The organism is Sphingomonas glacialis (assembly GCF_006439055.1).
In the GTDB taxonomy this organism is placed as follows: Bacteria; Pseudomonadota; Alphaproteobacteria; order Sphingomonadales; family Sphingomonadaceae; genus Sphingomonas; species Sphingomonas glacialis_A.
This window is the reverse complement of record NZ_RCZC01000002.1, coordinates 109,691-126,742: the sequence shown is the minus strand read 5'-3', so window position 1 is coordinate 126,742 and position 17,052 is coordinate 109,691. Positions and strand designations below refer to the sequence as shown.

Sequence of the window (17,052 nt, the reverse complement as noted above, 5' to 3'; positions counted from 1 at the left end):
ATCGCAAAGCGCCAGCATGCGGATTATCTTCATGGGCACGCCCGATTTCTCGGTCCCGGTGCTTCAGGCGCTGGTCGATGCCGGGCATGACGTCGTCGCCTCGTACAGCCAGCCCCCTCGGCGCGCCGGGCGTGGCAAGGCGCTCACCCCCTCGCCCGTCCAGGCGCGCGCCGAGGCGCTGGGGATCGCGGTGCGCACGCCGGTGACATTTCGCGATGCCGAAGCGCAGGCGGAGTTCGCCGGCTTCGGCGCGGATGTGGCGGTGGTCGCCGCCTACGGGCTGATCCTGCCGCGCGCGGTGCTCGATGCGCCGGCGCGTGGGTGCCTCAACGTCCATGCCTCGCTGCTGCCGCGCTGGCGCGGCGCGGCGCCGATCCAGCGGGCGATCCTTGCCGGCGATGCCGCGACGGGGGTGTGCATCATGCAGATGGAGGCCGGGCTCGATACCGGACCGGTGCTGCTGCGCGATACGACGCCGGTCGATGCCAAGACGGCGGGTGTGCTGACCGATGAGCTGAGCGCTATGGGTGCTCGGCTGATGGTGGAGGTGTTGGGCGATCTCGACGCCTTTGCGCCGGTCGCGCAGCCCGGGGACGGCGTGACCTATGCCGCCAAGATCGACAAGGCCGAGGCGCGGCTCGATTTCACGCAGAGCGCCGCTGCAGTCGAGCGGCAGGTCCGCGGGTTCAATCCGGTGCCCGGGGCGTTCTTCGAGTTTCAGGGCGAGCGGATCAAGGTGCTGGCGGCGCAAATCCGTCATCCCGGCGAAGGCGGGGATCTGCATGAGGACAGCGAATCCGAGCAACCGGACGGCCCCGGCCTCCGTCGGGGCGACGGCGGGGTGGTGCTCGACGATCTGCTCACGATTGCGTGCGGCGACGGCGCGATCCGGCCGACCCTGCTCCAGCGCGCGGGGCGTGGCGTCATGACCGCTGGCGAGCTGCTGCGTGGCTTTGCGATCCCTGCGGGGACACAGCTTTGACGCGTTTCGCGCTGACGGTCGAATATGACGGGCGCCCGTTCGTCGGCTGGCAGCGGCAGGACAATGGCGCGAGCGTCCAGGCGTCGATCGAGCGCGCGGTCCATGCCGTCACCGGCGAGACCGTCGCAGTCCAGGCCGCGGGGCGGACCGATGCGGGCGTTCACGCGCTGGGGATGCGGGCGCATGTCGATGTCGCGCGCGAGATCACGCCGTTTCGGCTGATGGAAGCGCTCAACGCGCTGGTCCGTCCCGATCCGGTCGCGATCGTCGAGTGCGACGTCGTTCCCGACGACTGGCACGCGCGCTTTTCATGCATTCGGCGGCATTACGAATTCCGCATCGTCACGCGCCGCGCGCCGCTGACGGTAGAGCGCGGGCTGGCATGGCGCGTCCCTGCCCCGCTCGATGCACAAGCGATGGCCGAGGGCGCGGCGCGGCTCGTCGGGCGGCATGACTTCACCACCTTTCGCGCGGCGCATTGCCAAGCCGACAGCCCGATCCGCACGCTCGACCGGCTCGATGTCGTCGCGGAGGGTGACCGGATCAGCGTGTTCGCCTCGGCGCGGTCGTTCCTGCATCATCAGGTGCGCTCGATGGTCGGCTCACTGTCGCTCGTCGGGCTGGGGAAATGGTCGCCCGACGACATGGCCGCCGCGCTCGAGGCGCGCGACCGCACCCGGCTCGGGCTCAATGCGCCGCCCGATGGGCTCTACTTCCTGCGCGCCGACTATCCCTGACGGCTGAACCGCGCGGCGAGTTCGGCATGCGTCGACCAGCGGAACTGGCCGACCGGCTGGATCCAGTCGAGCGTGTAGCCACCCTTCGACAGGATCTCAGCATCGCGTGCGAAGCTGCTGGGATTGCATGAGACATAGGCGATCACCGGCATCTTTGAGCCTGCCAGCTGCGCGATCTGCTCCTTCGCGCCGGCACGGGGCGGATCGAGCACGATTGCGGCGAAGCGGTCGCATTCGGCCGAGGTCAGCGGGCGGCGGAACAGGTCGCGATGCTCGGCGAACACCGCCCGTCCCGCCTGCGCCGCCCCCGCCTTGAGCGCGAAGATCGCGTCGCGCCCGGCCTCGGCGGCATAGACCTTGCCGGGCAGCGACAGCGCGAAGGTGCCGAGCCCGGCGAACAGATCGGCGCTGATCCTGGCATCGCCGATCGCTTCGCGCACCGCCGCGACGAGGGCGGCCTCGCCTTCCTGCGTCGCCTGGAGGAAGCTGCCGGCCGGGAACGGCACTGCGACGCCGCCGAGCGTGATCGTCACCGCCTCAGGCTCCCAGCGCGTCTCGGGGCCGATCCCGTCATCGATCGCGAGCCGTGCGACACCGTTCGCGCTGCAGAAGGCGGTGATCGCTTCGGCGATCGCGAGGCCATCGGCGATCGTGCCTTCGATCAGCACGTCGATGCCCTGGTCGAGCTCGGTCAGATGGACGCGCGCGCGGCCCTTCAGCGCGCGGGCGAGCAGCTTGCGCAACGGGGCGACGAGCGCGAACAGCGTCGGCGTCAGGATCCAGCATTCGCGCAGGTCGACGATCGCGTGGCTCGCTTGCTCGCTGAAGCCGAGCTGGAGCCCCCCGCCCTTCGCCTCGGCATGCAGCGTCGCGCGGCGGCGGGTGTGCGTGGGCGATAGCGCGGGTGGGCGGATCGGCGCGGTCAGGCCCTGCGCGGCGAGCGCACCGGCGATGCGGTCGGTGAGGAAATCGGCGTAGCTCGCATCGTCGAGATGCTGGAGCTGGCAGCCGCCGCAGACGGGGAAGTGGCGGCATGGCGGGGGCTGGTGATGCGGGCCGGGCACGACGACGTTGTCGGCGGTCAGCGTGTCGCCGGGGGCCGCATAGGCGGCGTGGCGGCCGTCGGCGGTGATGCCGTCGCCGCGGGCGGCAACTCGAACGATGACGTCGCTCACAGGGCGCCCCTTACTTTGGAAAGTTCTACCGCCAGATCATCGGCGAGGAATGCCGCGCCGAGCCGCCGCGCGGCTTCGGCGTGGAGCCACACCCCCGCCTCGACCGGGTGCGGTGCGTCGCTGGCGAGCATCCCGCCGATCGTGCCTGCCAGGACGTCGCCGGTGCCGGCGGTCGAGAGCCAGGGATTGGCCTGGGTCGCGGTGCGGGTGCGACCGTCGGGATAGGCGATCACGGTGTCGGGGCCCTTGAAGACGACGATGGCACCCGAGCGCGCGGCGGCGGCGCGGGCGGCGTCGATCTTGCTGCCGGTATAGGCGCCGAACACGGCGTGGAACTCGCCAGCATGCGGGGTGAGCACGACGGGGGCGTCGGCGTCACGCGCCTTGATCCGGTCGAACATTGCAGCGTCGAGGCGGTGGAGCGCGTCACCGTCGATCATGAGGGGATAGCCGCTCGCCAGCGCGTGCTCGAGCTTTTCAGCGGCGTCCTCGCCTTTGCCGAGCCCAGGGCCGACGATGATCGCGGTCGCTTCGGGCTTCTTGCCGTCGAGTGTTGCGGCCAATGCCTCGGGCGACCATGCACGCTGGACGAGCGCGTGCGGCATGTCGGGCGCTGCGCCGAGCAAAACGGTGTAGCCGGCGCCGACATGCATCGCGGCGCTTGCCGCGAGCGCGGCGGCGCCGGGCATCGCGCCGCCGATCACGACGACGAGCCCGCGCGAATATTTGTGCATCGCCGGGGTCGGTTGCGCGAGCTTGGGCCGCGCGAGCGTCCAGTCGTGGCTCGCGGTCGCGTCGAGCCCGATATCGAGCACGCGCACCGCGCCGCACAAAACCGCAGCGGGTTGAAGAACATGTGCATGTTTCAGCGCACCGAGTGCGAGCGTCAGCGCATAGGGCGCAATCTCCGCTTTCCCGAGTATCGCGCCGCTATCGGTATCGACCCCGCTCGGCACATCGACGGTGATCGCGAGAAGCGCGTGGCGGGTCAGCATGGATAAAAGCGTCGCGGTCTCCGCCGCGAGCGGACGCGTAAGGCCGGTGCCGAACAGGGCATCGACCAGCACCGCGCCGTGGCTGGCATCGGGGGCAAGCTTCGCGAAATCCTCGACTGGGCCATCCCGGCCGTCGCGCGCGGCCTTTGCGGCCTCGGTCTTGGGGTCGCTGAGGGCGGCCAGGCGGACGTCGAGCCCGTTCGCCTTCAGCAGCCGCGCCGCGACATAGCCGTCGCCGCCGTTGTTGCCCGGCCCGCACAGCATCAGGACGGGCGCGCCGCCCGCAAGCCGTCGCACCGCTTCGGCGACCGCCGCGCCGGCCCGCTCCATCAGCGCTTCGACGCTGGTGCCGGCATCGATCGCGTGCTGCTCGACGGCGCGCATCGCCGCCGCGCCGACGATCGGCTGCCCGTCGCTTCGGATCATGACGCCGTGGCGGCCTTGCCCTTGACGGTCGCGGGCAAACGATAGCGATCGCCGCCGAGCGCCACTTCGATCTCGCCGCTGCCGATGACACTGACGACGGCCTTTTCGGCGCCATCGGCGGCGATCACGCCGCGCCCGTCACGCGTCACCAGCAAGCGGTGGAACGCACCGTCGGGATGGCGCAGCGTCAGCACCAGCCCGTCAGCGCTCTGCGTGCGATCGACCGTGCAGACGCGCGCGAAATCGTTGGAACCGCGTTGCGCGCAGACGATGTTGCCGCTGTCGTCGGCGCGCGCGCGCTGTTCCGCCTCGGCCTTGGCGAGCGTCGCCTTGTCGGTCTTGGGCTCGCCGCAAGCAGCGAGCGCGAGAAGCAGCAAGGCTCCGCTAGATATCCGCATAGACATGGGTTTCGGCACTGGCTCCTGGGTGCGTGACCGCGCCCCTATACGCCGGGCCGACGGTCTTGGCATAGCGCCACAGCACGCCCGATTGATAATCGTTGACGCGCGCCTGCCACGCCGCCTTGCGCTCGGCGAGCACATCGGCTGGGACATCCAGGTCGATCGTGCCCGCCTCGGCGTCGATCCGGATCGAATCGCCATCCTCGATCAGCGCGATCGGGCCGCCATCGGCGGCTTCGGGGCCGACATGGCCGATGCAGAAGCCGCGCGTCGCCCCCGAGAAGCGGCCGTCGGTGATCAGCGCGATCTTCTCGCCCATGCCGAGGCCGTAGAGCGCGGCGGTGGTCGAGAGCATTTCGCGCATGCCGGGGCCGCCCTTGGGGCCTTCGTAGCGGATCACGAGCACTTCGCCCTCGTTGATCGAACGCGCCTCGACCGCGGCGAAACAGTCTTCCTCGCAATCGAACACGCGCGCCGGGCCGGTGAACTGGAGCCGGTGCATCCCGGCAACCTTGACGATCGCGCCATCGGGGGCGAGCGAACCGCGCAGGCCGACCACGCCGCCGGTCGCCGAGAGCGGCGCCCTGACGTCGTAGATGACCTTCTGGTCGGGGTTCCAGGTGACCTGATCGATATTCTCGCCGAGCGTCTTGCCGGTGACGGTCAGGCAATTCCCGTCGAGGAAGCCGCCCGCGAGCATCGTCTTCATCAGCATGTAGACGCCGCCGGCCTCGTACATGTCCTTGGCCACATACTTACCACCGGGCTTGAGGTCGGCGATGTACGGCGTTGATTTGAAAGCTTCCGCCACATCGAACAGGTCGAAGTCGATCCCCGCCTCGTTCGCCATTGCGGGCAGATGCAGCGCGGCGTTGGTCGAGCCGCCGGTCGCCGCGACGACGCGGGCGGCGTTGATGAAAGCCTCGCGCGTGCAGATGTCGCGTGGGCGGATGTTGCGCGCGACGAGCTCCATCACCTGGTCGCCCGCCGCGCGCGCGATCTCGTCGCGACCGCGATAGGGCGCGGGCATCATGTTCGAATTGGGCAGCGACAGGCCGATCGCCTCGCCGACGCACGCCATGGTGTTGGCGGTGAACTGGCCGCCGCAGGCGCCATGCCCGGGGCACGCGACCTTCTCGAGCTCGATCAGTTCCTGCAGCGGGCACGAGCCCGCGGCAAACTGGCCGACCGCCTCGAACACGTCGACGACCGTAACGTCCTTGCCGTGATAGCTGCCGGGCAGGATCGAGCCGCCATAGACGAAGATGCTCGGGATATTGAGGCGGAGCATCGCCATCATCATGCCGGGGAGCGACTTGTCGCAGCCGGCAAAGCCGACCAGCGCGTCATAGCAATGCCCGCGGACCGAGAGCTCGACCGAATCGGCGATCACTTCACGGCTGACGAGCGAGGATTTCATCCCCTGATGCCCCATTGCGATGCCATCGGTGACGGTGATCGTGTTGAAGCGCCGCGGCATGCCGCCGCCCGAGATGACGCCGGCCTGCGCGGCATCGGCCTGCGCATCGAGCGTGGTGTTGCACGGTGCGGAGTTGTTGCCGGCGGACGCGAGCGCGACGAACGGCTTGGCGATATCCTCCTCGGCGATTCCCATCGCGTAATAATAGCTGCGGTGCGGGGCGCGCTCGGGGCCGACGGAGACGTGGCGGCTGGGGAGCTTGGATTTGTCGAAGGTGCGAGTCATGGCGACAGCCTATTGCGTAGGAAGATCGCCCGACGCAAGTCTGTTGCTGATATCGCGCAAGATTGGCGCGAGGATCGCGGTCCAACGCCGTACGCCAGCGGGGTCGGCGATCAGATCGTTGCGGATTTCGATCGACAGGCTGGCGATGCCATTGTCCTCGCCGTGGCGGTCGAGCGTCGCGTTGAGCAGCTGGCCCGAATAGGGCTCGTTGTCGCCGGTGACGAGGCCCTGCGCCGCGAGCAGTGGCAGTGCGAGATCGGCTGCGCGGCGGTCGGTGTTCGACAGGATGCCGATTTCCCATGGGCGCGGCCCACCGTCGCCCTGTTCGAGCCGCGGCGTGAAGCTGTGGATTGCCGCGACGAGCACAGGCTGCGTTTCGACGATCAGCGCGGCGAGCGCGTCGTGATACGGCGCGTGGAAGCGGGCGACCCGGTCGGTGCGGTCGGCGGTAGCGTTGCCGGGGATGGCATGGCCGTCGCTCGATAGCGGGATCAGGCCGGGATGGTCGGTCGGGCGGTTGAGGTCGGTCACCAGCCGCGACAGCGTGGCAAGCAAGGCGGGGGCTTGCAACGTTGACGCAAGCGACTCGGTCAGCGCGGCGCTGCCGATGTCGATCGCGATATGCTTTTCGAGCAGCGCGGGCGCGATGCCGAGATCGATGCCGTCGGGCACCGCATTCGACGCGTGATCGCAGACCAGTAGGATGCCGCGGGGTTTGCCGGGGATGATGTGGGGCAGCGTCATGGGGTCACGACCGGGGCGGTGAAATCGATATCACCACCCCGGCCGGGGAATGGCGCACGGCGGGGCCATGGACCATCAACGGGCGCACCGCGGCGGGCGGCGGACCCATCTTGCCTTAGCACAGCAAGCGCCGCGCCAATCGCGGTTTTCCGTCGATTTCGGCGCTGGCGGACGAGCGCATGTCCCAGAATGACGCGGCCAAGTGTCACGCGAGTGTCGTTTCGAGACACCAATAGCCGGGCTGCGCGGCGCGGATCCGCTCGGCGGCCGCGCTGCGCTCGGCCGTGGTGGCATAGAGCGCGAAGCACGTCGCGCCCGAGCCCGACATGCGCGCGAGCAGCGGCGTGCCCTCGGCGAGCAGCGCGAGCACGCCGTCGATTTCAGGCGCGAGCCGGCGCGCGGGCGGCTCGAGGTCGTTGCGTGCGGCGAGCGCTACGTCGAGCACGTCGCCTTCGGGCATCGCGCCGAGATCGATGCCGTCCCATGCCTTGAAGACCGCGGCGGTCGACACCGCGACGCCTGGGTTGACGAGCAGCACCGGCATTCCGGTAGGGCCGTCTAAGGGAACCAGGCGCTCGCCCCGCCCCTGCCCCAACGCGGTGCGGCCGAGCAGACACGCCGGGACGTCCGACCCAAGTGCGGCGGCGATGTCGAACAGCTTGGGGTCGTCGATCGCGATGGCATTCGCGCGGGCGAGCGCGCGGAGCGCCGCGGCGGCATCGGCCGAGCCGCCGCCGATCCCCGAGGCGACGGGCAAGTGCTTGTCGAGCGTGAAGGCGCCTTCCTCCGGTAGGTCGAAGGCGGCAGCGAAAGCGCGGGCGGCGCGGAAGACGAGGTTGTCGCCTCCACCGCTCAGGCCCGCGGAGAACGGGCCGGTGATCGACAGCGAGAGCGGCCCCGGCGCGAGCGTCACCGTGTCACCGTCGGCGACGAAGGCGAACAGCGTCTCGAGCTCGTGATAGCCATCCGACCGGCGCGCGCGGACGTGGAGCGCTAGGTTGATCTTGGCGGGGGCGGTTTCGGTAATCATTCGCTTCGTCCGGTTGAGAGCGCCGCGGCGAAGCCGCGTCGTCGGACGGCGCTTCGGGCGCCGCCGGCCGGGCGCGCCTTGAGGCGCGACGCAGCTTGGCTGCGCCTTGCCCGGCGCGCCTTACATATTCGGATAATTCGGCCCACCGCCGCCCTCGGGCACGACCCAGTTGATGTTCTGCGTCGGGTCCTTGATGTCGCAGGTCTTGCAGTGGACGCAGTTCTGCGCGTTGATCACGAACTTGGGATCGCCGGTTTCCTCGCCGACGATCTCGTACACGCCCGCCGGGCAATAGCGCTGCGCCGGCTCGTCATAAGTCGGCAGATTGTACTGCACCGGAACATCCGCGTCCTTGAGCGTCAGATGGACCGGCTGGTCCTCCTCGTGATTGGTGTTCGAGATGAACACAGAGGACAGGCGGTCGAAGGTCAGCACGCCGTCGGCCTTGGGATAGACGATCGGCTGGACCTGATCCTTGCGCCACAGGCTCTCGTGATCGGGATGATGGTGCAGCGTGAAGGGCACCTTGAGCCCCCAATGCTCTAGCCACATCGTCACGCCGGCGAGCCCCGAACCGACGAAATCGCCGAACTTCTTGACCAGCGGCACGACGTTGCGGACGACCGACAGCTCCTTCTTCACCCAGCTCTCATCGAACGCCGCGGGATAGGCGGCGAGCTCGTCATGTTCACGCTGGCTGAGGATCGCATCGGCGGCGGCCTCGGCGGCGAGCATGCCCGATTTCATCGCGGTATGCGTGCCCTTGATCCGCGGCACGTTGAGGAAGCCCGCGCTGTCGCCGATCAGCGCCGCGCCGGGCATCACCAGCTTGGGGATCGACTGCAGCCCGCCATCGCTGATCGCGCGCGCGCCGTAGCTGACGCGCTTGGCGCCCTTGAGCAGCGCCGCGATCTCGGGATGCGTCTTCCAGCGCTGCATCTCCTGGAACGGCGAGAGATACGGGTTGGTGTAGTTGAGCCACGTCACGAAGCCGATCGACACCTGGCCATTGGCCTGGTGATAGATCCAGCCGCCGCCGTTCGAGCCGTGCGTCTCGCTGAGCGGCCAGCCCTGCGTGTGGATCACGCGGCCCGGCGAATGCAGCGCGGGATCGATGTCCCACAATTCCTTGACGCCGAGGCCGTAGACCTGCGGGTCGCTGTCCTTCGCCAGATCGAAGGTGCGCAGCAGCTGCTTGGTCAGATGGCCACGGCACCCTTCCGAGAAAAAGGTGTATTTCGCGTGGAGCTCGAGCCCCGGCGTATAGTCGCCCTTGTGCGTGCCATCGCGCGCGACGCCCATGTCGCCGGTCGCGACGCCCTTTACCGAACCGTCGTCATTGTAGAGGATCTCGGCGGCAGCGAAGCCGGGGAAGATCTCGACGCCGAGCTCCTCGGCCTTGCCCGCGAGCCAGCGGCACAGATTGCCGAGGCTGCCGGTATAGGTGCCCTTGTTGTGCATGAACGACGGCGTGAGGAAGTGCGGCAGGTTGCGCTTGCCACCTTTGCTCAGCACCCAGTGATGGTTCTCGGTGACCGGCACCTCGGCGAGCGGACAGCCGTCCTCGCGCCAGTTGGGGAGCAATTCGTCGAGGCTCTTGGGATCGATCACCGCGCCCGACAGGATGTGCGCGCCGACTTCCGAGCCCTTTTCGAGCACGCAAACCGACAGCTCGGCGCCCTTCTCGGCCGCCACCTGTTTCAGCCGGATCGCTGCCGACAGGCCGGACGGTCCGGCGCCGACGATGACGACATCGTACGGCATGGACTCGCGGTGGTTTTCGCCTTCGCTCAATTTACATCTCCATCCGGGGTGCCATCGCGTCGGTCTCGTCGCGCACGCGGCACTTCCTGTCCTGCTGCGCGTGCCAGCGAATTGACCTTCGCGTCAACATGGTACCTATAGCGCCATATGGGGGCTGACCAAAATATCGACTGGCGGATGGCCGCGGCGAGCGCGCTCGAATGGTGGCGCGACGCCGGTATCGATGCGCTGGTCGACGAGGCGCCGCGCGACTGGACCGCCGCCCCGGCCGTGCCCGTCGTCGTGCCCGAGCAGCGCGCACGCGTTACCGCCGTAGCGGAACCGGTCGTCCTGCCGCTGCCGCGCACGCTCGAGGATTTCCTGACCTGGCGCGCCGGTGCCGATGCGCCCGAGGCCGAATGGCGTGGCGATCCGATCGGCGCTTCGGGCGATCCGTCGGCCGGGATCATGATTTTGACCGACGTGCCCGACCGCGAAGATGGCGAATCGGGCAGCCTGTTCAGCGGGCCGGTCGGGCGGCTGTTCGACCGGATGCTCGCCGCGATCGGCCAGAGTCGCGATTCGGTCTACCTAGTGCCGATGTGCAGCAAGCGCCCGACGGCGGGGCGGATCGCGCCCGAAATCGAGCAGCGGATTGTCGAGGTCGCACGGCATCACGTCGCCTTGGTGAAGCCGCCGCGGCTGCTCGTGCTGGGAAATGCGCCGAGCCGTGCGTTGACAGGGATGGACGTCGCGCATGCCCGCGGTAGTTTACACCCAATTAACCTAGAGGATGGCATGCCGGCTGTGACGGTCGATGTGGTGGCCAGTTTCCATCCGCGGCTCTTGCTGGAACGCCCGGCCGAAAAGGCCCGGGCGTGGAAGGATTTACAGATGTTGATCGCAGGGTTGAGCGCATGAGCGCAAAGCGGGCCATTTTCACCGCTCTTCTTCTGGCGGTGCCCGGCATCGCACAGGCGGCCGGCGAACCGCCGATGGCCTCTGTCCAGACCAGCCAGCGCAGCATCATCCCGACCCAGCTCGATCCCGAACAGCGCGACGGCTATCGCGCGGTCTTTGCGAGCATCCGCGCGCAGAAGTGGCAGGATGCGCAGCTCCTGCTCACCGCGCTCAAGCCCGGCCCGCTCCATGCGATCGCCGAAGCCGAACTGCTCACCGCCAAGGGATCGCCCAAGGCCGAGCTCGACCCGCTGATGAAGCTGCTCGCCGATGCGCCTGAATTGCCGCAGGCCAAGCAGCTGCTGACGATGGCGGCGTCGCGCGGTGGCGTTGGCCTGCCGCCCTTGCCCGAGGCGCGGGCGCTGCGCTGGATCGACGGCGCACCGGCCCGCAAGCGCGCGAAGAGCTTCGGCACTGGCGACATGCTCGCGGTCGAGCTCGCGCTCAAGATGCAGCCGCTGATCAAGGAAGATCGCGGCTTCGAAGCGCAGCAATTGCTCGAATCGACGCCTGGCCTGTCGTCGGATTCGATGACCGAATGGCAGCGCAAGATCGCCTGGATGTATTATCTCGCGGGCGACGACACCAACGCCCGCACGATGGCGGCGCGTGCCGGCAGCGGCTACGGCGATTTCGCGGTCGAGGCGGTTTGGGTCGGCGCACTCGCCGCATGGCGCCAGCGCGACTGCGCCGCGGCGGGCGAGCTGTTCCAGAGCGTCGCTGCCCGCGCGAGCGATATCGAACTGCGCGCCGCGGGGCTCTATTGGACCGCACGCGCCGACATGCAGTGCGGCCGACCCGACCGGATCGAGAACCGCCTCAAGAACGCCGCGCAATATCGCGAGACCTTCTACGGTCTGCTGGCGCGTCAGGCGCTCGGCATCAAGGACGCGCCCAATCGCGCCGTGACGCTGTCGGCGGCGAGCGACTGGCAGCAGGTCGGGCGTCGCCCCAATGTCCGCGTCGCAGCCGCTCTCGTCGAGATCGGCGAGAACGGCCTCGCTGATACGGTGATCCGCCAGCAGGCGCGGATCGGCGATCCTTCCGAATATCCCGCTCTGGTGCGCGTGGCGGCAGCGCTCGATCTGCCCGCGACGCAGGTGTGGCTGTCGCACAACGGCCCGGTCGGTGCGACCCCGCCGCTCGAGGCGCGCTTCCCCGCGCCCAATTGGACTCCCGATGGCGGCTGGCGCGTCGACAAGGCGCTGGTGTTCGCGCACACGCTCCAGGAATCGCGCTTCCGCACCGACGTGGTGAGCCCGGCGGGCGCATACGGCCTGATGCAGGTGATGCCGCGCGCGGCGACCGATATCGCGCGCAAGCAGGGCCGCAGCTTCGACCGCAGCGCGCTGTCGCGGCCCGGCACCAATTTCGAGGTCGGCCAGAGCTATCTGGAGCAATTGCGCGACCAGCATTGCACCGAGGGGCTGCTGCCCAAGGTCATCGCCGCGTACAATGCCGGCCCCGGCCCGGTCGAATTGTGGAACGCGCAGACCCGCGATGGCGGCGATCCGTTGCTCTACATCGAATCGATCCCCTATTGGGAGACGCGCGGCTACGTCACCACCGTGCTGCGCAATTACTGGGTCTATGAGGCGCAGACCGGCAAGCCGGCTTCGGTCAGCCGCGCGGCACTCGCGCAGGGCATGTGGCCGCGCTTCCCCGGCCTGCCGGGGGCGACCGCGGTGCGGCTGACCTCGAGCAACGGCTATCGCGCTTCGGCAAGCCTTCCGAGCAAGGCGGTCGCCAGTGCCAATTGACGAAGGCGCAACGTTTCTTCCCGTCCGGATTGCCGTTCTCACCGTTTCCGACACGCGCGGTTTGGCCGATGATCGGTCGGGCGACACGCTGGTTGCTCGGCTGACGGACGCGGGCCATGTTTTGGCGGCGCGCGAGATCGTCAAGGACGACGCCGATCTTCTGGTCGCGACGTTCCATCGCTGGATCGACGATCCAGAGGTCGATTGCATCATCTCGACCGGCGGCACCGGCGTGACCGGGCGTGACGTCACGCCCGAGGCGATCGAACGCGTCGCCGACAAGATGATCCCGGGGTTCGGCGAGCTGTTCCGCTGGCTGAGCTTCAAGACGATCGGCACCTCGACGGTCCAGTCGCGCGCCTGCGCGTGCGTGACGCGTGGCACGTACATCTTCGCGCTGCCGGGTTCGACCGGGGCGGTGAAGGATGGCTGGGACGGGATCCTTGAGAGCCAGCTCGATAGCCGCCACAAGCCCTGCAATTTCGTCGAACTGATGCCGCGGTTGCGCGAGCGGTAGCGATGAACCAGCCCGCGCCGCGGGTGGCCCGTCGCAGGATTATTATCTGCTTGGCCGTCCTTGGCGGCCTCGTCGTGTTTTACGCGGGCATTCTGCTGGGCCGACAACAGGCCGACCCACAACGGCCGCAAAAGCAGTCTGGCAGCACCGCCCCCGCATCACCGGAACACCGCTTCCGCAACGTCTTCTCGTCTTCGGTCATCGCGGACCCGCATGTTCTCGACGAGCAGCGCAAGGTGGTCGAGGCGCTCGAAAGCGCGTGTGCGCATCAGCGTAAGAATTGCGCTACCGCACGGAATGCGCGCGCCTATCTCGACGCGCACAAATAACCGCCCCAATCACGCTCCGGCCTGCATCGCCGCCAGTTCGTGCCCCGCGACATCGCGGAAATGGAAGCGCCGTCCCCCCGGGAAAGCGAAGATCGCGACGGTAATCTCGCCACCCGCGTCGCGCACCTTCTTTTCGCAGGCTTCCAGATCTTCGACTTCAATGACCGGCAGCGGCGCGGCAGTCGCCTCGGCGGGATCGGCCTGGAAACCGACCTCGGTGCCGCCGGTCGTCGTCGCGGCGTAGGTCGGCCCGAAATCGCTGAACTGCCAGCCGAATGCCGCCGAATAGAAGGCCTTGGCCGTGGCGGTGTCGCGCACCGGCAGCTCGAGATAGTTCAGTCGCGCCATAACCCGCCCCCTTTAATGTTCTTGTTACGTTCTGATATGCTCGCTACACGATGTCAATGGCCGACAAACGCCCCCAGCGCGGCGCTACGCTCAACCGCGAAAGCGCCCGTTTCAACCTGCCAGAACGCGCCATGGATGGCGACTGGCTCGATGATCGCGAGGGGCTCGACGGCGCACCGCCACGGCTACGCACCACGGTGACGGTCGAGCGCGCGCGGACGATCATCAGCCGCAACAGCTCGCCCGACATCGGCTTCGATCGCTCGATCAACCCGTATCGCGGGTGCGAGCATGGCTGCATCTATTGCTTCGCGCGGCCGACCCACGCCTTCCACGATCTCTCGCCCGGGCTCGATTTCGAGAGCAAGCTGTTCGCCAAGCCCGATGCCGCAGAGCTGCTCCGCGCCGAACTGGGGAAGCGCGGCTATGTCGCGCAGCCGATCGCGTTCGGCACCAATACCGATCCGTATCAGCCGATCGAGACCGACTGGCGGATCACGCGCGCCTGTCTCGAAGTGCTGGCCGAGACCAACCATCCGCTGACGATCACCACCAAGTCCGACCGCGTCGTCCGCGATATCGATCTGCTCGCGCCGATGGCGGCGAAGGGGCTGGCGGCGGTGGCGATTTCGCTCACCTCGCTGGATCCGAAGATCGCGATGACGCTGGAACCGCGCGCGCCGACCCCGACGCGGAGGTTGACGGCGGTGCGCGCGCTTGTCGCGGCGGGGATCCCGACGCACGTCTCGATCGCGCCGGTGATCCCGGCGATCACCGATCACGAGATCGAGCATCTGATCGAGCGGGCGGCCGAGGCGGGGGCGCGCTCGGTGTCGTTCATCCCGGTGCGGCTGCCCTGGGAGGTGGCGCCGCTGTTCAAGGCGTGGCTCGACGCGCATTTTCCCGACCGCGCGAGCAAGGTGATGGCGATCATCGCCTCGATCCGCGAGGGGCGTGAGAACGATCCGGGCTTCTTCACGCGGATGCGCGGCAGCGGGCCGTGGGCGGAACTGCTGCGGACGCGCTTCCAGATCGCGTGTCGCAAACATGGGATGAATGTCGAACGGATTGCGCTACGCAGCGAGCTGTTCCGCCCGCCGGCGGGGCCGCAGGGGGATTTGTTCGGATGAGCCGCGTCAAACATCGCCTGCCTGACCGTGCGGCGGTGCTCGCTTTGGTCGACGAGCGCGGCCAGATCGCGGTTCGCGCGACGCCCAATGCGAGCGCGAACACGGTGGTGTTGCCGGCAGCGGGGGCGCCGCGCGTGCTGAGCGTGCGCACGACGGTCACGCCCGAGGATGGCAAGGCGAATGACGCGATCCTCGCGCTACTCGCTGAAGCGCTCGGCTGTCCGAAATCGGCGCTGACGCTGGTGCGCGGGGCGACCGCGCGGGACAAGGTCGTGCAGGTCGCGCGCTAGGTTCGGTTCCGGTTACGTGAGCCAGTTCCCCGGCGAAGGCGGGCGGTACGTTCGATGATCCCCGCCATGGCTACTGGGCCCCGGCCTGCGCCGGGGAGCGGTGTTTCCATCGCGCCGATACATGGGCGCAGCGATCTCACTGCGCCAGCACATGATCCTTGAAGCGGGCGCGCAGCGCGGTCTTTAGGATCTTGCCGGTCGCGGTGTGCGGCAGGTCGTCGACGAAGACGATCTCGTCGGGAAGCCACCATTTCGCGACATGCTCGCCGAGATGCGCCCGGATCTCGGCGGCGCCAACCGTGCTGTCGGGCTTGCGGACGACTACCAGCAGCGGCCGCTCGTCCCACTTGGGATGATAGATCCCGATCGCCGCGGCTTCCGCGACGCCGGGACAGCCGACTGCAGCGTTCTCGAGATCGACCGACGAGATCCACTCGCCGCCCGACTTGATCACGTCCTTGGCGCGATCGGTGATCTGCATTGTGCCGTCGGGGTGGAGCACCGCGACGTCGCCAGTGTCGAACCAATTGTCGGCATCGACCGCATCCTCCTCCGCGCCGAAATAGCGCTGGACGATCCAGGGCCCACGGACTTGCAGCCGCCCCGAGGAAACGCCGTCGCGCGGCTGCTCGACATCATTATCGTCCAGCACGCGCAGCTCGATCCCGAACGGAATGCTGCCCTGCTTCTGGAGCAGGTCGAGCTGGTCGTCGCGCGAGAGTTCGTCCCACTCCGGCGGCGGCGCGGCGGCGGTCGCGACGGGCGACGTCTCGGTCATTCCCCACAGATGGATCACCTTGATCCCCATATCGAGGAAGCGCGCAATCATCGCGCGCGGCGCCGCCGATCCGCCGACGGTGATCGCTTCGAGCGTGCGTGGCAGCTCGCCGGTCGCGTCGATATGCTGGAACAAGGCGAGCCAGACGGTCGGCACGCCGCCCGCCAGCGTGACGCGCTCGCGGTTCATCAGGCCGCACAGCACCGCGGCATCGTTGACCGCCGAGAAGACGAGCTTGGTGCCCGCAAGCGGCGCGGCGAAGCACAGGCCCCAAGCGGCGGCGTGGAACAGTGGGACAATCGGCAAGACGGTCGAGCGAGCGCTGAGCGTCATTACCGCGGGCGAGGCGGCATGCATCGCGTGGAGCAAAGTCGAGCGGTGGGTGTAGAGCACGCCCTTGGGGTTGCCCGTCGTGCCGCTGGTGTAGCAGAGCATGCACGGTTCGCGCTCGCCACCCTCGACCCAGGGATAGGCGCCGGTCTCGGCCTCGAGCAACGCATCGAACGTCCCGTCGTCGAAGCATATATAGTGCTCGATGCTCGTCCAGAGCGGCTTGAGCCGATCGACCAGCGGCTGGAACTGCTTGTCGTAGAGCAGCACGCGATCTTCGGCGTGGTTGGCGATGTAGACGAGCTGTTCGTCGAACAACCGCGGGTTGATGGTATGCACCACCCCGCCCATCCCGATCGTGCCGTACCACGCGACGAGGTGCGGCCCGTGGTTCATGCCGAGCGTCGCGACGCGGTCACCGGGGGCGATACCGAGCCGCTCTAGCGCTTGCGCGAGGCGTTTGGCGTCGTGGGCCACACCGGCCCAGCTGCTGCGCGTCTCGCTGCCATCGGCCCAGCGCGTGACGATCTCGCGCCGGCCATGCTCGCGCGCGGCGTGGTCGAGGAGCCGCGGCACCCGCAATTCGAAATCCTGCATTCCACCGAGCATCTTAAACTCCCCTCCCGTTTACGGGAGGGGTTGGGGGAGGGCATGTGTTCGCCCTCTCTCCAC

General features: G+C 68.3%; 17 protein-coding genes. 8 read left to right on the top strand and 9 right to left on the bottom strand.

Annotation, left to right across the window (positions count from 1 at the left end; translation table 11 throughout):
• Positions 1–16 precede the first annotated feature (16 nt).
• Both fmt and truA read left to right on the top strand, forming a co-directional pair.
• On the top strand, positions 17–982 hold the full coding sequence (fmt, locus tag EAH76_RS04385; protein WP_140848611.1) for a methionyl-tRNA formyltransferase: 966 nt from the start codon (positions 17–19) through the stop codon (positions 980–982).
• A complete protein-coding gene (gene truA / locus EAH76_RS04380; protein ID WP_140848609.1) occupies positions 979–1,719 on the top strand; it encodes a tRNA pseudouridine(38-40) synthase TruA in 741 nt (246 codons plus the stop codon). The genes fmt and truA overlap by 4 nt, the downstream gene beginning before the upstream one ends.
• Here truA and EAH76_RS04375 read toward each other — a convergent pair.
• The 7 genes from EAH76_RS04375 to EAH76_RS04345 all read right to left on the bottom strand — a co-directional run bounded on the left by EAH76_RS04375 (position 1,710) and on the right by EAH76_RS04345 (position 9,959).
• The gene (locus EAH76_RS04375) at positions 1,710–2,894 is read right to left on the bottom strand and encodes a class I SAM-dependent RNA methyltransferase (protein ID WP_140848607.1); all 1,185 of its coding nucleotides are present in this window, start codon (positions 2,892–2,894) and stop codon (positions 1,710–1,712) included. The two genes, truA and EAH76_RS04375, sit on opposite strands and share 10 nt — an antisense overlap.
• The gene (locus tag EAH76_RS04370; RefSeq protein ID WP_140848604.1) at positions 2,891–4,315 is read right to left on the bottom strand and encodes an NAD(P)H-hydrate dehydratase; all 1,425 of its coding nucleotides are present in this window, start codon (positions 4,313–4,315) and stop codon (positions 2,891–2,893) included. Before EAH76_RS04370 ends, EAH76_RS04375 begins: the two co-directional genes overlap by 4 nt.
• Positions 4,312–4,713, bottom strand: a complete 402-nt coding sequence (locus EAH76_RS04365) for a hypothetical protein (RefSeq protein ID WP_431357972.1) — start codon at positions 4,711–4,713, stop codon at positions 4,312–4,314. The genes EAH76_RS04370 and EAH76_RS04365 overlap by 4 nt, the downstream gene beginning before the upstream one ends.
• On the bottom strand, positions 4,700–6,421 hold the full coding sequence (ilvD, locus tag EAH76_RS04360) for a dihydroxy-acid dehydratase (protein ID WP_140848600.1): 1,722 nt from the start codon (positions 6,419–6,421) through the stop codon (positions 4,700–4,702). The genes EAH76_RS04365 and ilvD overlap by 14 nt, the downstream gene beginning before the upstream one ends.
• Positions 6,422–6,430: 9 nt before the next feature.
• Positions 6,431–7,165, bottom strand: coding sequence for an N-formylglutamate amidohydrolase (locus EAH76_RS04355; protein WP_140848597.1), 735 nt, complete (start codon positions 7,163–7,165; stop codon positions 6,431–6,433).
• 205 nt (positions 7,166–7,370) lie between these two features.
• Positions 7,371–8,195: a 4-(cytidine 5'-diphospho)-2-C-methyl-D-erythritol kinase gene (locus EAH76_RS04350; RefSeq protein WP_140848594.1), complete on the bottom strand. Its 825-nt coding sequence runs from the start codon at positions 8,193–8,195 to the stop codon at positions 7,371–7,373.
• A gap of 120 nt (positions 8,196–8,315) precedes the next feature.
• Entirely contained in the window at positions 8,316–9,959 is a 1,644-nt protein-coding gene (locus EAH76_RS04345; RefSeq protein WP_140850357.1) for an electron transfer flavoprotein-ubiquinone oxidoreductase, read from the bottom strand.
• Between the two features lie 147 nt (positions 9,960–10,106).
• Here EAH76_RS04345 and EAH76_RS04340 point away from each other — a divergent pair, with 147 nt between their 5' ends.
• From EAH76_RS04340 to EAH76_RS04325, 4 genes are read left to right on the top strand one after another with little or no spacing between them, the layout of a single operon-like run.
• Positions 10,107–10,859: a uracil-DNA glycosylase gene (locus EAH76_RS04340; protein ID WP_140848592.1), complete on the top strand. Its 753-nt coding sequence runs from the start codon at positions 10,107–10,109 to the stop codon at positions 10,857–10,859.
• Positions 10,856–12,658 carry a lytic transglycosylase domain-containing protein gene (locus EAH76_RS04335; RefSeq protein WP_140848590.1) on the top strand — a complete coding sequence of 601 codons (1,803 nt, stop codon included), beginning with the start codon at positions 10,856–10,858 and terminating at the stop codon, positions 12,656–12,658. The genes EAH76_RS04340 and EAH76_RS04335 overlap by 4 nt, the downstream gene beginning before the upstream one ends.
• Complete coding sequence (gene moaB, locus EAH76_RS04330; RefSeq protein ID WP_140848588.1) at positions 12,648–13,175, top strand: molybdenum cofactor biosynthesis protein B; 528 nt, start codon at positions 12,648–12,650, stop codon at positions 13,173–13,175. Before EAH76_RS04335 ends, moaB begins: the two co-directional genes overlap by 11 nt.
• Before the next feature lie 2 nt (positions 13,176–13,177).
• Positions 13,178–13,504 (top strand): hypothetical protein, encoded by a 327-nt coding sequence (locus tag EAH76_RS04325; protein WP_140848585.1) that lies wholly within the window; start codon positions 13,178–13,180, stop codon positions 13,502–13,504.
• Between the two features lie 9 nt (positions 13,505–13,513).
• On the opposite strand, the gene EAH76_RS04320 is transcribed toward EAH76_RS04325, so the two are convergent.
• Positions 13,514–13,852 (bottom strand): VOC family protein, encoded by a 339-nt coding sequence (locus tag EAH76_RS04320; RefSeq protein WP_140848583.1) that lies wholly within the window; start codon positions 13,850–13,852, stop codon positions 13,514–13,516.
• A 56-nt stretch (positions 13,853–13,908) separates the two neighbouring features.
• Here EAH76_RS04320 and EAH76_RS04315 point away from each other — a divergent pair, with 56 nt between their 5' ends.
• Complete coding sequence (locus EAH76_RS04315; RefSeq protein WP_140848580.1) at positions 13,909–14,982, top strand: PA0069 family radical SAM protein; 1,074 nt, start codon at positions 13,909–13,911, stop codon at positions 14,980–14,982.
• Positions 14,979–15,272 carry a DUF167 domain-containing protein gene (locus tag EAH76_RS04310; protein ID WP_140848578.1) on the top strand — a complete coding sequence of 98 codons (294 nt, stop codon included), beginning with the start codon at positions 14,979–14,981 and terminating at the stop codon, positions 15,270–15,272. The genes EAH76_RS04315 and EAH76_RS04310 overlap by 4 nt, the downstream gene beginning before the upstream one ends.
• A gap of 136 nt (positions 15,273–15,408) precedes the next feature.
• Here the strand turns inward: EAH76_RS04310 and EAH76_RS04305 are convergent, their stop codons facing one another.
• Positions 15,409–16,989 carry a long-chain fatty acid--CoA ligase gene (locus EAH76_RS04305; protein ID WP_140848576.1) on the bottom strand — a complete coding sequence of 527 codons (1,581 nt, stop codon included), beginning with the start codon at positions 16,987–16,989 and terminating at the stop codon, positions 15,409–15,411.
• Between the last annotated feature and the right edge of the window lie 63 nt (positions 16,990–17,052).

Coding starts and splice junctions, on each gene's coding strand:
- EAH76_RS04335 (WP_140848590.1), top strand. CDS start 10,856: ATGAGCGCAAAGCGGGCCATTTTCACCGCTCTTCTTCTGGCGGTGCCC.
- EAH76_RS04350 (WP_140848594.1), bottom strand. CDS start 8,195: ATGATTACCGAAACCGCCCCCGCCAAGATCAACCTAGCGCTCCACGTC.
- EAH76_RS04305 (WP_140848576.1), bottom strand. CDS start 16,989: ATGCTCGGTGGAATGCAGGATTTCGAATTGCGGGTGCCGCGGCTCCTC.
- EAH76_RS04340 (WP_140848592.1), top strand. CDS start 10,107: ATGGGGGCTGACCAAAATATCGACTGGCGGATGGCCGCGGCGAGCGCG.
- EAH76_RS04370 (WP_140848604.1), bottom strand. CDS start 4,315: ATGATCCGAAGCGACGGGCAGCCGATCGTCGGCGCGGCGGCGATGCGC.
- EAH76_RS04310 (WP_140848578.1), top strand. CDS start 14,979: ATGAGCCGCGTCAAACATCGCCTGCCTGACCGTGCGGCGGTGCTCGCT.
- ilvD (WP_140848600.1), bottom strand. CDS start 6,421: ATGACTCGCACCTTCGACAAATCCAAGCTCCCCAGCCGCCACGTCTCC.
- EAH76_RS04320 (WP_140848583.1), bottom strand. CDS start 13,852: ATGGCGCGACTGAACTATCTCGAGCTGCCGGTGCGCGACACCGCCACG.
- EAH76_RS04315 (WP_140848580.1), top strand. CDS start 13,909: ATGGCCGACAAACGCCCCCAGCGCGGCGCTACGCTCAACCGCGAAAGC.
- fmt (WP_140848611.1), top strand. CDS start 17: ATGCGGATTATCTTCATGGGCACGCCCGATTTCTCGGTCCCGGTGCTT.
- EAH76_RS04355 (WP_140848597.1), bottom strand. CDS start 7,165: ATGACGCTGCCCCACATCATCCCCGGCAAACCCCGCGGCATCCTACTG.
- EAH76_RS04365 (WP_431357972.1), bottom strand. CDS start 4,713: ATGCGGATATCTAGCGGAGCCTTGCTGCTTCTCGCGCTCGCTGCTTGC.
- EAH76_RS04345 (WP_140850357.1), bottom strand. CDS start 9,959: ATGCCGTACGATGTCGTCATCGTCGGCGCCGGACCGTCCGGCCTGTCG.
- EAH76_RS04325 (WP_140848585.1), top strand. CDS start 13,178: ATGAACCAGCCCGCGCCGCGGGTGGCCCGTCGCAGGATTATTATCTGC.